16 protein-coding genes are annotated in these 13,689 nt (G+C 68.9%); 9 read left to right on the forward strand and 7 right to left on the reverse strand.

Annotation, left to right across the window (positions count from 1 at the left end):
* Positions 1 to 10 precede the first annotated feature (10 nt).
* Positions 11 to 382 (reverse strand): DUF5830 family protein, encoded by a 372-nt coding sequence (locus tag DEQ67_RS10685; RefSeq protein WP_006601439.1) that lies wholly within the window; start codon positions 380 to 382, stop codon positions 11 to 13.
* A gap of 90 nt (positions 383 to 472) precedes the next feature.
* Here DEQ67_RS10685 and DEQ67_RS10690 point away from each other — a divergent pair, with 90 nt between their 5' ends.
* Positions 473 to 1,105, forward strand: coding sequence for a TVP38/TMEM64 family protein (locus DEQ67_RS10690; protein WP_115802893.1), 633 nt, complete (start codon positions 473 to 475; stop codon positions 1,103 to 1,105).
* Positions 1,106 to 1,164: 59 nt separating this feature from the next.
* Here the strand turns inward: DEQ67_RS10690 and gpmI are convergent, their stop codons facing one another.
* Complete coding sequence (gpmI, locus tag DEQ67_RS10695) at positions 1,165 to 2,745, reverse strand: 2,3-bisphosphoglycerate-independent phosphoglycerate mutase (protein WP_115861852.1); 1,581 nt, start codon at positions 2,743 to 2,745, stop codon at positions 1,165 to 1,167.
* A gap of 134 nt (positions 2,746 to 2,879) precedes the next feature.
* Between gpmI and DEQ67_RS10700 the strand changes: the two genes are divergently transcribed.
* Both DEQ67_RS10700 and DEQ67_RS10705 read left to right on the forward strand, forming a co-directional pair.
* Complete coding sequence (locus DEQ67_RS10700; RefSeq protein ID WP_004042494.1) at positions 2,880 to 3,581, forward strand: DUF1405 domain-containing protein; 702 nt, start codon at positions 2,880 to 2,882, stop codon at positions 3,579 to 3,581.
* A 65-nt stretch (positions 3,582 to 3,646) separates the two neighbouring features.
* A complete protein-coding gene (locus DEQ67_RS10705) occupies positions 3,647 to 4,300 on the forward strand; it encodes an ArsR/SmtB family transcription factor (RefSeq protein WP_004042493.1) in 654 nt (217 codons plus the stop codon).
* Positions 4,301 to 4,303: 3 nt separating this feature from the next.
* On the opposite strand, the gene DEQ67_RS10710 is transcribed toward DEQ67_RS10705, so the two are convergent.
* Both DEQ67_RS10710 and DEQ67_RS10715 read right to left on the reverse strand, forming a co-directional pair.
* Positions 4,304 to 4,801: a hypothetical protein gene (locus tag DEQ67_RS10710; RefSeq protein WP_004042491.1), complete on the reverse strand. Its 498-nt coding sequence runs from the start codon at positions 4,799 to 4,801 to the stop codon at positions 4,304 to 4,306.
* A 96-nt stretch (positions 4,802 to 4,897) separates the two neighbouring features.
* A complete protein-coding gene (locus tag DEQ67_RS10715) occupies positions 4,898 to 5,107 on the reverse strand; it encodes a PLDc N-terminal domain-containing protein (RefSeq protein ID WP_004042489.1) in 210 nt (69 codons plus the stop codon).
* Positions 5,108 to 5,362: 255 nt separating this feature from the next.
* On the opposite strand from DEQ67_RS10715, the gene gatD reads away from it, so the two are divergent.
* Together gatD and DEQ67_RS10725 are read left to right on the forward strand one after the other, a co-directional pair.
* Entirely contained in the window at positions 5,363 to 6,610 is a 1,248-nt protein-coding gene (gene gatD, locus DEQ67_RS10720; RefSeq protein WP_115802895.1) for a Glu-tRNA(Gln) amidotransferase subunit GatD, read from the forward strand.
* Positions 6,611 to 6,614: 4 nt separating this feature from the next.
* Entirely contained in the window at positions 6,615 to 7,529 is a 915-nt protein-coding gene (locus tag DEQ67_RS10725; protein ID WP_115891480.1) for a GNAT family N-acetyltransferase, read from the forward strand.
* A gap of 63 nt (positions 7,530 to 7,592) precedes the next feature.
* On the opposite strand, the gene DEQ67_RS10730 is transcribed toward DEQ67_RS10725, so the two are convergent.
* Positions 7,593 to 8,630: a PAS domain-containing protein gene (locus DEQ67_RS10730; RefSeq protein ID WP_115802897.1), complete on the reverse strand. Its 1,038-nt coding sequence runs from the start codon at positions 8,628 to 8,630 to the stop codon at positions 7,593 to 7,595.
* Between the two features lie 193 nt (positions 8,631 to 8,823).
* A complete protein-coding gene (gene carA / locus DEQ67_RS10735; protein ID WP_115861858.1) occupies positions 8,824 to 9,906 on the reverse strand; it encodes a glutamine-hydrolyzing carbamoyl-phosphate synthase small subunit in 1,083 nt (360 codons plus the stop codon).
* A gap of 97 nt (positions 9,907 to 10,003) precedes the next feature.
* Between carA and DEQ67_RS10740 the strand changes: the two genes are divergently transcribed.
* The 4 genes from DEQ67_RS10740 to DEQ67_RS10755 all read left to right on the forward strand — a co-directional run bounded on the left by DEQ67_RS10740 (position 10,004) and on the right by DEQ67_RS10755 (position 12,280).
* Positions 10,004 to 10,417 carry an Lrp/AsnC family transcriptional regulator gene (locus DEQ67_RS10740; protein WP_004042482.1) on the forward strand — a complete coding sequence of 138 codons (414 nt, stop codon included), beginning with the start codon at positions 10,004 to 10,006 and terminating at the stop codon, positions 10,415 to 10,417.
* Between the two features lie 69 nt (positions 10,418 to 10,486).
* Positions 10,487 to 11,056, forward strand: coding sequence for an NUDIX hydrolase (locus DEQ67_RS10745; RefSeq protein ID WP_004062449.1), 570 nt, complete (start codon positions 10,487 to 10,489; stop codon positions 11,054 to 11,056).
* A complete protein-coding gene (locus DEQ67_RS10750; RefSeq protein ID WP_049896316.1) occupies positions 11,043 to 11,462 on the forward strand; it encodes a desampylase in 420 nt (139 codons plus the stop codon). The genes DEQ67_RS10745 and DEQ67_RS10750 overlap by 14 nt, the downstream gene beginning before the upstream one ends.
* A gap of 119 nt (positions 11,463 to 11,581) precedes the next feature.
* The gene (locus tag DEQ67_RS10755; protein ID WP_115891479.1) at positions 11,582 to 12,280 is read left to right on the forward strand and encodes an SDR family NAD(P)-dependent oxidoreductase; all 699 of its coding nucleotides are present in this window, start codon (positions 11,582 to 11,584) and stop codon (positions 12,278 to 12,280) included.
* Between the two features lie 27 nt (positions 12,281 to 12,307).
* On the opposite strand, the gene kynU is transcribed toward DEQ67_RS10755, so the two are convergent.
* The gene (gene kynU, locus DEQ67_RS10760; protein WP_115861862.1) at positions 12,308 to 13,666 is read right to left on the reverse strand and encodes a kynureninase; all 1,359 of its coding nucleotides are present in this window, start codon (positions 13,664 to 13,666) and stop codon (positions 12,308 to 12,310) included.
* Positions 13,667 to 13,689: the final 23 nt, after the last annotated feature.

Consider the following 13,689-nt stretch of genomic DNA (forward strand, 5'->3'; position numbering starts at 1 on the left):
CCGCGGCGACCTACTCCCGCCCGAGTACTTTTCTCACACACGACGAGCCGAACGGCCCGAGTTCGCCGGAGTCGAACCGCACGAAGTGGCCCGTCGAGATGGACGCGCCGCAGCGGCGGCAGTCGAAGTCGCCCTCGCGTTGGACGACCTGACTCTCGAACCGAACGAACGTGCCGCCGCGGTTGTGACGGATGCGGCCGCCCTCGCGCTCGATGATGCCGCGAAGCTCCGCCGCGTCGAGGATGTCGCGGGTGAGCGTCGGGTCCGTGGTGACCGTCTCGATGCGGTCGACGACCTCGGCGAGGGAGAGTTCGTCGGCTTCGAGGTGCGCGAGGAGGTCGAGCGCGAGTTCGACGCGCTCGTCGCGTGTGGGCTCGGTCACGGTTCGAGAGCCACTCGAACGGGGGCGGGCTAAAGCCCTCCGAAGCACAAAGCGTTTGGTCGCGGCGCGACGACCGACTCCAGAGCTTCCGTGCCCCGTCCGCGTCTCGCCGCCGGCCTCGCGCTCGCGGCCGTCATCGCCGGTCTCCTGTTCGCGTCGCCAGACGCCGTCATCGCACACGCGACGTGGGTCGCCGCCGACCCCGTGCGACTCGTCGTCGTCGTGAGCGCGCTCGCGCTCGTGCGCCCGCTTCTCGCGTGGCCGACGACGCTCCTCGCGCTCGTCGTCGGCTACGGGCTCGGCCCGGTCGGCGTGCCGTTCGCGCTGGCACTTATCGTCCTCACGAGCGTCCCGCCGTTCCTCTTCGCGCGGCGCTACCGCGGGGCGACCAGATTTGCCGGCGTCGGCGAGCGAACCGTCGAACAGACGGGGTCGGTGAAGGGCGTGGCCGCGAGCCGTCTGCTGCCGGTTCCCTCCGACGTGGTGTCGGTGGCGGCGGGCGTCGCCAACGTCCGACTCGGCGCGTTCGCGCTCGGGACCGCCGCCGGAGAGCTTCCGTGGGCCGTCGCGGGCGTCGTCGCCGGCGCGTCCGTCGAGACGCTCACGACGGACTCGCTCGCTGCGGCCGTCCGCCCGGAGTTCGTCGTCCTCGCCGCTATCGCAGGCGTGTCGATGCTCGTCCCGACCGCGTACCGCCGCTACTGGGGCGAGTCCGGCGCGTAGGAAAACAGCGACGGAGAAAGAAAACGCGAGAATCGGTGCGCGAGCGGCGGCGTCTTATTCTAATCTAACAGCGACTCGCCGGTCATCGCGGACGGCTGGTCGACGCCGACGAGTTCGAGGATTGTCGGCGCGATGTCGCACAGCGAGCCGCCCTCGCGGACGGTCCGGCCGCCCGAAAGCGGGTGGTCGGGGTCGACTTCGTCCTGCTCGGCCTCGGCGTCGTTCTCCGCGGCCGCCTCGTCGTCGCGGTCGGCCGCGAGGTAGACGAACGGGACGGGGTTGAACGTGTGGGCCGTGTGCGGGTCGTCTTCGGTGCCCATGTCGTCGGCGTTGCCGTGGTCGGCGGTGATACAGACGTGGCCGCCGCGGGCGCGGACGCTTTCGACGAGCCGCCCGAGCTGTTCGTCGACGGCCTCGACGGCGTCGATGGCGGCCTCGTAGTCGCCGGTGTGGCCGACCATGTCGGGGTTGGCGTAGTTGAGCACCATCACGTTCGGGTCGTCGGACTCGATGATGTCGATGGCCGTGTCGGTGAGCTCCACCGCGGACATCTCGGGCTGGAGGTCGTAGGTCGGCACGTCGGGGCTCTCGACGATGTTCCGAATCTCGCCGTCGAACTCGACCTCGCGGCCGCCGTTGAGGAAGTAGGTGACGTGGGGGTACTTCTCGGACTCCGCCATCCGAAGCTGCGTCATGTCCGCCCCGGCGAGCACCTCCCCGAGCGTGTCTTCGGGCTGTTCCGGCGGGTAGGCCACGGACACGTCGAACGTCTTGTCGTACTGCGTCATCGTCGTCATGAGAAGCTCCGGCGGCGTCGTCTCGAACTCCCAGACGGGCTCGATGTCGCAGAGCATCCGCACGAGCTGTCGCGCGCGGTCGGCGCGGAAGTTGAAGAAGACGACCGAGTCGCCGTCTTCGAGCGCGGGCGCGTCGTCGACGACGGTCGGCTCGACGAACTCGTCGGTGTCGCCGCGGTCGTACGACTCGGTGACGGCGTCGACGGCCGTCTCGGCGGTCCACTCGGCCTCCCGCTCGACGATGGCGTCGTAGGCGCGCTTGGTGCGTTCCCAGTTCTGGTCGCGGTCCATCGCGTAGTAGCGCCCGGAGACGGTGGCGACCCCGCCGGTTCCCTGCTCGTCGGCGACGGCTTCGAGGTCGGAGAGGTATTCCTCGCCGCCGGTGGGGCTGGTGTCGCGGCCGTCGGTGAAGACGTGGGTGACGGCCTCGACGCCGCGGTCGGCGGCGAGTTCGATGAGCGCGTGGAGGTGCTGTTGGTCGGAGTGGACGCCGCCGTCGGAGACGAGGCCCATGAGGTGGACGCGCCCGTCGTGTTCGTCGGCGTGGTCGTAGGCGGCCGTGATGGCGTCGTTCTCGTAGAACGAGCCGTCGTCGATGCTGTCGCCGATGCGGGTGTACGCCTGCTTGACGACGCGGCCGGCCCCGATGTTGAGGTGGCCGACCTCGCTGTTGCCCATCTGGCCGTCCGGGAGACCGACGCGCCGGCCGTCGACGATGAGCGTCCCGAACGCGCCCGCGTCGCGGTAGCGGTCGAAGTTCGGCGTGTCCGCCGCCTTGATTGCGTCGCGGCGGTCGTGGTCGCCGAGTCCCCACCCGTCGAGGATGATGAGTGCTGCATCCATACGTCGCCGTTCGGCGCGCCGGGCTAACTGTCCTTTGCTCCCGACATGGGGTGACAACGTGTCGCGTACGGAGCCATCGACCCCGGGGTGTCGCCCCGACGGTCTTTTCTTTCGGCGCGCCGTCCGACTCGGCGATGGGTCTGCGCGATTTCGACCTCGACGCGGCGGTCGACGACTGGACGGAGTACTACCTCGGAAACGGCCCGAGCCTCGTCGTCTTCCTCGTCCTCAACGCCGCCGCGTTCCTCGTCGGGGTGAGCTTCTACGTCCACTCCGACCCCGCGCTGTCGGACCTGCCGACGTTTCTCTACCCGCTTTTCGGTGACTCGCCGGCCGCCCTCGCGCTGATGACGCTGTCGGCCGCGACGCTGCTTCCGAACCTCGGTCGCCGCGTCGCCGACGCACCCGTCAACCGACCGCTCGCGTACCTCCACACGCTCGCGTTCGTCTGGCTCGTCAAATACGGCGTCTGGACGGTCGTCGCGCTCAACCTCCGCCCCGACCTCTACGTCGGCTTCTCCGGGGCCGCGCTGTGGGACTACTGGGGCATCATGCTCACTCACGCGGGCTTTCTCGCGCTCGCGCTCGTCGTGCCGCGGTACGGCGCGACCACGAAGGGCGCACTCGGGTTCGCCCTCACGCTCGCGCTCGTCAACGACGTGTTCGACTACGGCCTCGGCTACTACCCGCCGCTGAAGTACGAGGCGGGGGCGCTCCTCGCGGGCATCACCGTCGCCCTCTCGTTTCTCGCGGTGTTCCTCGCGTCGCGGGCGTTCGACCGCCTCCCGGACGCCACGGAGACCGCCCGTGAACGCCCCGCGAGTCACAATCGCTAATCGCACGACGGCGCGGAGTATCACATGAGTCAGGCTTTTCCCCACCGGCAGTCTATGACCTCGTAATGGACTCCGCGGTACTGCTCGACCTACTCGGGAACGAAAACCGCCGGCGCATCCTGCGGTTGCTCTCGCACAAACCGTGCTACGTCACCGAGATAAGCGAGTACCTCGGCGTCAGCCCCAAGGCCGTCATCGACCACCTCCGAAAGCTGGAGGACGCGGGGCTCATCGAGTCGCGCACCGACGACCAACGGCGCAAGTACTTCCACATCTCTCGAAATCTCCGACTGGAGGTGAACGTCTCGCCGTACGGCTTCGGCGCGAAGAGCGCCTACCCGCCGAGTCCGAGCCTCGACATGGCCGGGCGCTGTCCGCACGTGACGCTCGAAGTTGAGAACGCCGGCACCGACGACGTCTCCGAGTTGGCGCGCGAACTCGGGAAACTGGAGGAGCTCGACAACGAACTCTCCTTGGCTCAGCGGTGGGTGCAGGGCCGCATCACCGACGTGCTCGACCGCCTCAACGACCGCCTCGGCGTCGACGCCGACAGCCGCTTTTACGCGGAGATTCTGGCCGCGCTCGCCAACGGGTCGAACACCGTCCGCGGCATCGCAAAGGAACTCAACGCGGACCCCGCGGTCGTCGACAGCGCGCTCCACCACCTCGCCGAAGGCGGCCTCGTCGCCCACAACGGCGACCGCTGGCGAATCGACTGACGCTTACAGCTCCTGGGTCAGCCCGTTTCTGAGGTCGCGGCCGAAGTAGTGACCGACCAGCCCCGCGAGCCCGCCGCTCGCCGCGCCGACGCCCGCGATAGCGACGCCGTAGTCCGCGAGCAGTTGGACCGCGAAGGGCGCGAACACGGCGAACAGCGTCGAGAGGACGAACGCGAGGCCCGCCGCGATTGCACCGGCGAGGACGACCTCCGTGTAGTATCGCTTCGAGCCGACGACGCCGAGGACGAAGCCGGCGGCGGCGATGCCGACGAACCGGCCGATGAAGCCGACGAGGGGAATCGCGCCGCCGACGAGCAGTCCGCCGATAGAGAGCAGGAGCGCCGCGAGGAACACGCGCGGGGAGAACAGCCCGCCGAGGCGACCGCCGCCGCCGGACGAGGCGGAACGCTCCGCCTGCGTCGCCTCGTCGCGCTCGCGGTTCACCCCGGAGAGCAGGTCGTCGACGGACTGCTCAGACTCCCGTTGGTCCGACCGTTGCATGCGTACAGGGTCGCGGGCGAGCCTGATGGCTCTTGTGCCGGTGAGTCGGTCGTGGTGAGTGTTCCGGCGCGCGACGGTGCGCCGGTCGTCTCGGTCCTACGCGTTGCGGCCGAGGATGAAGTACAACACGAGTCCCAGAAGGGGCGCGAGGAAGACGACGACGGCCCAGAGGAACGCCGGGTGACTGCTGTTTTGCCGCGCGTCGCTGTACGTCCACACTACCATCCCGAGGAACAGGAGGAAAAACAGCAGGCCGATTACGAGCGCGCCTGCACCGCCCGACTGGAGGAGTATCGTGGGGAGCATACGCTGGCCGACGGACGGTCGGGTAAAATGTCTTGTGTTCGTTATGTCGTGGGAGCTAACATCACCTCTGTCACGCTCGTGGGTCGGGTATGAATCTGTGATAATCGTGGCCAGCGATCGCACCGAACGGTGAGCATAGCGAACCGTTCGGCATTTTTGGTCCAGATTTTTGCTCCGAGCGGGTCGCTACGCGACCCCGAGGAGGAAAAAGGTGGAATGGTGGGTTTGAAGTCTGCCCCCGCGGTATCCCGCGATATGAACGCAGGGGACCGCGTCCGCGTCACCCGCGCGGACGTCACGAACGAAGGCGTGCTCATGCCGTCTTCCACCGAGGACCACCTCGTCGTCAAACTCGACGGCGGGTACAACGTCGGCATCGCCCGCGAGGGGGCCGACGTGGACGTGCTCGAAACCGACGTGTACGACATCGAAGACGCGCAGTCCGAGGGCGACGGCACCTCCGAAATCGAGTTCGACGACGACCTGCCGACGATCTCGCTCATCTCGACCGGCGGGACCATCGCCTCGACGGTCGACTACCGCACGGGCGCGGTGACCGCGCAGTTCGACGCCGAGGACGTGCTTCGGGCCGTCCCCGACCTCGCGGGGCGGGCGAACTACCGCGGCCGCGTCGTCGCCAACATCCTCTCGGAGAACATGACGACCGACGTGTGGGTCGACCTCGCCGAGGCCGTCGCCGAGGAAATCGAGGCCGGAGCCGACGGCGTCGTCGTCATGCACGGCACCGACACGATGCAGTTCTCCGCGTCGGCGATGTCGTTCATGCTCGACACGCCCGTTCCCATCGTCTTCACGGGCAGTCAGCGCTCGGCGGACCGCCCCTCCTCCGACAACGTGATGAACGCCGTCTGCGCCGTCGAGGCCGCGAAGGCCGACGCCGCCGAGGTGATGGTTTGTATGCACGCCTCGGAGTCAGACGACGTCTGCGCGCTCCACGAGGGGACGCGCGTCCGCAAGAACCACACCTCCCGGCGCGACGCGTTCGAGACCGTCGGCGCGAAGCCGCTCGGCGAGGTCGACTACGAAGCCGAGGAGGTCACGTTCCGCCGCGACTACACCCCCCGCGGCGAGGCCGACCTCGCGCTCCACGCCGACATCGAGTCCGAGGTGGAACTCGTGAAGTTCACGCCGGGGATGGACCCCGCGGCGCTCGACTACCTCGACGAGAAAGCCGGCGTCGTCATCGAAGGGACGGGCCTCGGCCACGTCCACACCGACCTCATCCCGCGGTTCGAGGAACTCGTCGAGGGCGGCACGGTCGTCGCCATGACCTCGCAGTGTCTCGAAGGCCGCGTCTGCGACCGCGTCTACGACACCGGGCGCGACCTGCTCGACGCCGGCGTCGTCGAGGCGGGCGACACGCTCCCCGGCACGGCGAAGGTGAAGCTCATGTGGGCGCTCGCCAACGTCGCGGACCCGACCGACGCGATGGGTCGGAACCTCGAAGGCGAACTGACCCAGCGCTCGGTCCCGTGGGAGTGAACTGATGGAGATTCGACCCGCCCGACCCGAGGACTACGACGCGGTCGCCGCGTTCACCCGCGACACGTGGGCCGACCGCGGCGGGTCGGACTACATCCCCGACATCTACCACGACTGGATTTCCCCCGGCGAGTTAGCGCAGGCGACGCTCCTCGTCGACATGGGCGAGGAGACGCCCTCCGACGACGTGGCCGCCATCGCGCAGGTCGTCATGCTGTCGGAGTACGAGGGGTGGGCGCAGGGTATGCGAGTCGCGCCCGACTACCGCGAACAGGGTCTCGCGACCCGACTGTCGCACGCGCTTCTCGACTGGGCGCGCGAGCGCGGCGCGCGGCGTGTCCGCAACATGGTCTACTCGTGGAACGTCCCGAGCCTCGCCAACGCCCGCACGGTCGGGTTCGACCCCGGCATCGAGTTCCGCTGGGCGACGCCCGACCCGGACGCGACCGCCGACCCGGCGGCAGCCATCCGCGACGACGCCGACGCCGCGTGGACCTACTGGACCGGGAGCGAGGCGCGAACCGCGCTGTCAGGGCTCGCGCTCGACCCCGTCGAGACGTGGGCGCTCTCCGAGTTGACCCGCGACCGCCTCCACGACGCCGCGGCCGACGACCGACTGTTCGTCGTCGGGGACGACCGCGCGACCGGATTCACCTATCGCAACCGGACCTACTCGCGCGAACGCGACGACGAGGGCGAGGGCGAGGAGACGTGGGCCGAGTACGCGGTCGCCGCGTGGGACGACGCGTCGGCCTGCGAGTCGCTGTTGGACGCGATTCGACGCGACGCCGCTTCGGTCGGCGCGGACCGGACGCGCGTCCTGTTCCCCGAGCGCATCGACTGGATTACCGACGCCGCACTCGCTCGGAGCGACCTCGCCGAGGAGCCGACGTTCGTCATGGAAGCCGACCTCTCCTGACGGGCGCGCAAGTGCGCGCTTTCGACGACCGTCGACCGCCGACCGCCGACCGCCGACCGTCGGTCAGTTCCAGTCGACGCCGCGGACTTCGAAGCGCGCCCCGCCGAGCTCTGAGTCGCCCACGTCGAACTGCCAGCCGTGCAGGTCAGCGATTCGCCGCGCCGTCGAGAGATGCGTGGCGTCGTAATCGACGCCGAGCAGCTGGTTCGAATCCGCGGTCACCGCCGCGAGCTCTTCCGGTGACGGGCGGGGGCCGTCGTCGTCGACGTAGAAGCCGTCGGCTGTCGTCCCGACGACGACGCTGGACGACGAACCGGACGACGCGTTCCGCTCGTAGCAGTTCGTGAGCACCGCGACCAGAAACAGGCCGAACAGGTGGGTGTCGGCCGAGAGCGACCCGTCGCCGACGACCCGGAGCGAAGCGTCGTCCGCGCCATCGGGCGACGCGAGGGCCCGTGCTTGCGCGACGTGCGGGCGGAACTCCACCGCCCCGAGGTCGAGCGTGCTCGGTTGCCCGGCGACGGCGATGCCCCACTCGACGAGCGAATCGATGCGCGAGAGGCTTTCGGAGAGCGTCACCGCGGCGTCGCCGTCGACCGCGGCGAGTCGCTCGACGGACGCGGTGGCCGACGCGAGCTGGGCTTTGAGTTCCGAGGCGAGCACGCTGACGAGCGCCGCGAGGTGCTCGTTTTTCTCGTTGACCTGCAGCTCCGCGAGCCGCCTGTCGGTGATGTCGAAGTGGGAGACGAGCGCGAAGCTCCCGTGCCTCGGCGTGTCTATCGGGACGACCCGGAGCGCGAACCACCGGTAGACTGCGGGCGAGTGACACGGATACTCGGCGGTAAAGAGGTCGCGGTCACCCCTGAGAACCGCGCGGATGCCGTCGGCGACGACGCCCGCGATTTCGTCGGTCTCGCGGGCCGCGTCGCACACTGCAAGGTAGTTGACACCCGTCGAATCGGGGTCGCCCGCGTAGTCGTTCGCGTCGGCGAACGCCCGCCACGACCGGTTCGTGTAGACGATGTCGCCGCGGCTGTCGAGGAGCGCAATCGTCGCCGGGAACTCCTCGAAGCCGCGTTCGATGAGCGATACGTCGTCCATCACAGAGCGTACGCTGGGAACCCGTTTGACAGTTTCTACCACGGCGGGGAACGACGAACCGCCCGCTCGCGGCGCGAGATATTCGAAAAGCGGTGTTCGGCCGCCGGCGGTCGTGGTGCAGTCGACCGGGCGTCTGGAATCGGGTCAGTCGCGGTTGCGATTGTGGTCGCGGTCGCAGTCGCGGCCGCGGTGGTCAGTCCGAGGCGACGGCTCGGGGCTTATGCTCGTTTCCCTCCGTACCCGCCATGGCGAGCACGTCGTCGAAGAAGCCGAGCGAGTCGTGGGGGCCGGGGTGGGCTTCGGGGTGGTACTGGCGCGTGATGACGCTCAGTTCCTCGCTGGCGAGGCCCTCGGCGGTGTCGTCGTTGACGTTGACCTGCGTCACGTCGAGTTTGTCGCCGGGGTCGGCGACGGTGTAGCCGTGATTTTGGGTCGTCATGACGACCTTGCCGGTCTGGAGGTCGCGGACGGGCTGGTTGACGCCGCGGTGGCCGAAGGCCATCTTTTCCGTGGTGCCGCCGAGCGCGCTGGCGACGATTTGCTGGCCGAGGCAGATGCCCGCCAGCGGGACCTCGCCGGCGAACTCCTCGACGAGGTCGTGCGTCGCGGTGTAGTTCTCGGGGTCGCCGGGGCCGTTCGAGATGAACAGCACGTCGGGGTCGAGCGCGGACACGTCCTCGGCGTCCGCGTCGTAGGGGAGCACGTGCACCGTCGCGCCGCGGTCGACGAGGGAGTCCACGATGGAGCCCTTCGCGCCGCAGTCGACGAGCGCGACGGTGGTGTCGCCGTCGCCCTCGAACGTCGTCAGTTCGGTCGTAGTGACCTGCGCGCCGATGTCGACGTGCTCGCTCATGCCCTTACACTGCGCGAGTTCCTCCTTCGCGTCCTCCGGAGTCACGCCCTCGCCGACGGCGATGCCGACCTTCATCGCGCCCTCCTCGCGGATGGACGTGACGAGGTCGCGCGTGTCGAGGTGGTCGACCGCCGGGACGCCCTCGTCTGCGAGCCACTCGACGACCTCCTCGGTGAACTCGCGTGCGACGGCCGCCCGAGGGTGGACCCGGTCGGACTCGAATCGCTCGGCTCGGACGCCGTAGTTCCCGATGAGGGGGTACGAGAAGGTGAGGACTTGTTCTTCGTACGAAGGGTCGGTCAGACTCTCTTCGTATCCCGTATATGCGGTTGTGAACACCAGTTCACCGCGTGTGCGCCCCGGAACACGGCCACGCGCTTCGACCACGCGTCCGTCTTCCAGCGCCAGATAGGCGTCCGACATTACGAGAAACGAACGGAACACGGGTGCATAAGTGTTACTTTCGAAGTCGAGTTACGAAATTCGTAATCGGTAAGTCGCTGGGGTGGGCACGTGGTGTATGGACGAGCTTGACCGACGCATTCTCGATATCCTTCGACGGGACGCTCGGACCCCCAACACGGAGATTGCGGCCGAGGTCGGGACCTCCGAGGGGACCGTCAGAAACCGCGTCGAGCGGTTGGTCGAGGAGGGCGTCATCGAGCGCTTTACGATTTCGACCCGCACGGGGAACCTGAAGGCGATGATAGAGGTGACCGTCGCGGTCGACGTGGACACCAACGACGTGTCCGAGCTGATGGCCGACTGGAAGGACGTGGACTTCGTCTGGCAGGTCTCCGGCGAGGAGGACATCGTCCTCGTCGTCGACGCCGCCGACACCCGCGCCGTCAACGACCTCATCACCCGCGCCCGCGAGCACGACGACGTGAAAAGCACGAAAACCCGCCTGATTCTCGACGAGCGCCTCGGCTGACGCCGCGCCGCCGCGTGGTCCGCGATTCGCATCGAAGCTTAGTTGACCCCCGACTCCGACGGAAGGCACATGAGCAACGCAGCGGCCGACGAGGCTACTGAACTCCACAAGAACGCAGCGCAGGACGTCATCGCCGTCGACTCCGACGACAACGCGGAGGGGACGGTCAACCGACTCGACGCCCACACGGGCGACGGCATCCGCCACCGCGCCTTCACCTGCCTCGTGTTCAACGAGGAGGGCCAGATTCTCCTCGCCCAGCGCGCCCCCAACAAGCGCCTGTGGGACACTTCTTGGGACGGCACCGTCGCCTCCCACCCCGTCGAGGGACAGACCCAAGAGGAAGCCACCCGAGAGCGCCTCGAAGAGGAACTCGGCATCAGCCCCGACCAGTACTCCGACCTCCGCGTCACGGACAAGTTCGAGTACAAGCGCTACTACGAGAGCGCCGGCCTCGAATGGGAGGTCTGTGCCGTCCTGAAGGTCACGCTCGAAGACACCTCCCTCGACCCCGACGAAGAGGAAATCGCGGGCATGCTCTGGGCGGACTACGAGCACCTCCACGACAACCCCGAGTGGTACCGCCAACTGCGCCTCTGCCCGTGGTTCGAAATCGCCATGCGCCGTGACTTCGAGTAGGCTCTCGCTCGCAGCCGACGCGCGAGCGGCGATGCTCTCGCACGCCCGCGAGGGTGCCGCCCGCGACCCGCCCGCGGAGGTCTGCGGCGTCCTCGCCGGCGACGGCGACGCGCGCACCGTCACCGCCGTCCACCCCGTTTCGAACGTCGCCGCCGAGCCGCGGGTCGCCTACGAACTCGACCCCGAGGAGACGGTTTCGATTCTCGAAGCGGTCGAGGCCGCCGGCGACGACGCGGTCGGCTTCTACCACTCGCATCCCGAGTCAGACCCGGTCCCGAGCGCGACCGACCGGGAACGGGCCTCGTGGCCGGGCTACGTCTATCTCATCTGCTCGCCCGACGGCCGGCTGTCCGCCCACGAGTGGACCGGCGACGAGTTCCGCGAACTCTCCGTCGCCGTCGAGTGACTCGGTCCTCGGCCAGTCGCCGCCGAGTGACCTGCCGCCCCTCCGACCGGTCGCCCGCGCTCGACCCGCGCCCGACACGCTTCGGTGAGAATATCCTTTCTCAGTTCGCAGACGCAGCCATGGAACCCGACCGCTACGACGACCTCGACGGACAGGTCGCGCTCGTCACCGGCGCGAACCGCGGCATCGGCCGCCAGATAGCCGCCAACCTCCGCGACCGCGGCGCGACGGTGTACGCGGGCTCCCGAAGCGTGACGAACGAGACGCCCGAGGGTACCGAACGCGTCCTCCTCGACGTGACCCAAGAGGGCGACATCGAGGAGGTCGTCGACGGCATCTTCGCCGACCAGAACCGCCTCGACGTCCTCGTCAACAACGCCGGCGTCGGCGGCGAGGGCGAGGACATCGTCGCCGAACCGACCGAGCGAATCGACCGCACGCTCGGCGTCAACCTCCGCGGGCCGATGCTCCTGTGCAAGCACGCCGTTCCCCTGCTCCTCCAGACCGACGGCGGCCGCGTCGTCAACGTCTCTTCGGGCATGGGCGCGCTCGGTGAGGAGCAGTCCGGCGGGTCGCCCGCGTATCGAATCTCGAAGACCGGCCTCAACGGCCTCACGGCCTACCTCGACGGCCAGTACGGCGACGACGGCCTCATCGCCAACTCGGTGTGTCCCGGCTGGGTCCGCACCGACATGGGCGGCGAGGAGGCGAACCGACCGGTCGAGAAGGGCGCGGAGACGCCGACGTGGCTCGCCACGTTCAAGCCCGGCGCGCCCTCGGGGAAGTTCTGGCGCGACAAGGAAGTCATCGACTGGTAAGCGACCGACACCCCGCCGGCGCGCCCCTCACGTCACGCCGCCGCGCTGCCTCTCGAACGCCTCGTATTCCCCGTCGTCCAGAATCTCGCGGAAGTGCTCGACCGCCCGGTACACGTCCTCGAAGCCGACGTACGCCGGCGCGGGAGCCACGCGGACGACGTTGGGCCGGCGGAAGTCGACGACGACGCCGCGCTCCTTGAGCGCGAGGCTGACGCGGTAGGCCTCGGGGTGTTCGACCGCGACGTGGCCGCCGCGGGCCGCGGGGTCACGCGGCGTGCCGACCTCGCACTCGGGCAGTCGCTCGTCCACGAGGTCGATGAGGTAGTCCGTGAGCGCCAGCGACTTCTCGCGGAGGGCGGTCACGCCGCCGGCGTCCTCGACGATGTCGAGCGCGCCGTCGAGGGGGGCCGCGGACAAAACCGGGACCGTCCCGGACTGGAACGCGCCGGCCGACTGCGCCGGCTGGTAGGTCATCGCCATGTCGAACTGCGTCTCCTTGTCGTTGCCCCACCAGCCGGCGAGCGCGGGCGTGACGCCGAAGTGGCGCTCGTTGACGTAGAGGCCGGCGATGGAGCCGGGGCCGGCGTTGAGATACTTGTAGTGACACCAGACGGCGAAGTCAACGCCGACCTCGGAGAGGCTGTGGGGGACCGCGCCGACCGAGTGCGCGAGGTCGAAGCCGGCCAGCGCGCCGGCCTCGTGCGCCGCCTCGGTGAGCGTCTCGATGTCGAACAGCTGACCGCTCCGGTAGAGGACCGAGGGGAGAAACACCATCCCCACGTCGTCGTCGACGGCGTCGAGCACGTCCTCGGTCTCGATGGTCCGCCCGTCGCGGCTCTCGACCACGCGGAGCGCCTCGTCGGGGTCGCGGCCGGCCGCCCGGAGTTGCGCGCGAATCGCGTAGTGGTCCGTCGGGAAGTCGAGGTCGTCGACGACGATTTTCTCGCCGCGGGCGGGGTCGTAGAACGTCCCGACGAGCGCGTGGATGTTGACCGTCGTGGAGTTGGCGACGACGACCTCCTCGGGCTTTGCGCCGACGAGCGGGGCGAGTCGGTCGCCCAGTCGCTCGCCGTAGCTGAACCACTCGGGGTCGGCGTCGGTCCACCCGCGGATGGCGAGGTCGCGCCACTCGTCGACGACGCGGTCGAGCGCCGCCTCCGCGTCGACCGAGAGCGGGCCGAGCGAGTTGCCGTCCAGATACAGTTCGCCGTCGGGGACGAAAAAGCGGTCGCGGAGGTCCGAAAGCGGGTCCGCCGCGTCCATCTCGCGGGCGGCGTCGACGGCGGGGTCGCTGGAGTCGCTGGGGTCGTCGGGGTCGCTGGAGTCACCGAGTTCGTCGGAGTCGCCGGAGTCACCGAGTTCGTCGGGGTCGCCGGAGTCAGTCATACGCGACCTGAAGCGCCCGCGCG

The organism is Haloferax sp. Atlit-48N, from assembly GCF_003383015.2.
Classification (GTDB): Archaea; Halobacteriota; Halobacteria; order Halobacteriales; family Haloferacaceae; genus Haloferax; species Haloferax volcanii.